This window comes from Paraburkholderia sp. Ac-20347 (assembly GCF_017104805.1).
GTDB classification, from domain to species: Bacteria; Pseudomonadota; Gammaproteobacteria; order Burkholderiales; family Burkholderiaceae; genus Paraburkholderia; species Paraburkholderia tropica.
The window spans coordinates 1-846 of sequence record NZ_JAAGPN010000634.1; the positions used below are offsets into that span (position 1 = coordinate 1).

1 protein-coding gene is annotated in these 846 nt (G+C 36.5%); it reads left to right on the forward strand.

The genetic code is table 11. The annotated features are described in order from the left end of the window. Positions 1 to 134: 134 nt before the first annotated feature. Positions 135 to 846: DUF4407 domain-containing protein (locus G3N97_RS39135; RefSeq protein ID WP_205998044.1), on the forward strand; the 712-nt coding region annotated here is incomplete at its 3' end.

The window sequence follows — 846 nt, forward strand, 5'->3', positions numbered from 1 at the left end:
AAACATAAAGACAGCTATTACCATATCTTCACAATATTGAAAAGCCTCAAGCGTCTTCTGGTTTTGTGGGTAAGGTGCAGGGTTATTGGTATTATTTAAGAAGCCTTAAAATTTATCTATTCTTGGTGTGCCGTTTGGCTATTATTCTTGGCTCTTTGTATGTTACCGCACCATTTTTAACACAAATTTTATTTAAAACCGATATTGAACAAAAACAATTTGAACAATACGAACAGAGTATTGAGTCTGCCAAAAATGAAATCATCGGTAAAATTGATGATGAAATTCGTGCCAAAAAAGAGAAAATTAATAGCCTGCGTGTCAAATTGGATACCGAAATTAGTGGTGGGCGTGGTACAGGTCGAGGCAAAGGCCCTATTGCCCAAAATTTGGAAAATGAAATCCTTGAGCATAAAGCAGAATTAGAGACACTCATCAAAGATCGTAATGACAAAGAAAAGAAAATTGAGGATGTCATCATTGGGTATAATGACAAGACATTAGATGAAGGTGTATTAACAGCACTTGGGATTAAGGTTGCCAAAGACAGCCCATTATTTCGTGAACGAGCCATTGAGCAGTTAGAAAAAGACTCCGCCTATCAAAAAGTTAAACAAGCAGTGGATTTTTTCTTACTGGGGTTGGGCTTAATTTTGATTGTAGGTAAGTTTTTTCAGACCAAATCTGTACAGCTTTATTTTTCAGAAATTCTACAAGAAAAATGGCTAAAATACGAGCGAGGGGTTTTTGATGAATATTTAAACCCTACCGAGCGAAGCAGTAGCCTTTTACCTACCACAACAGCATTTCCTGCTGAATTTGAAGCCATGATGGTCAGGTATAATA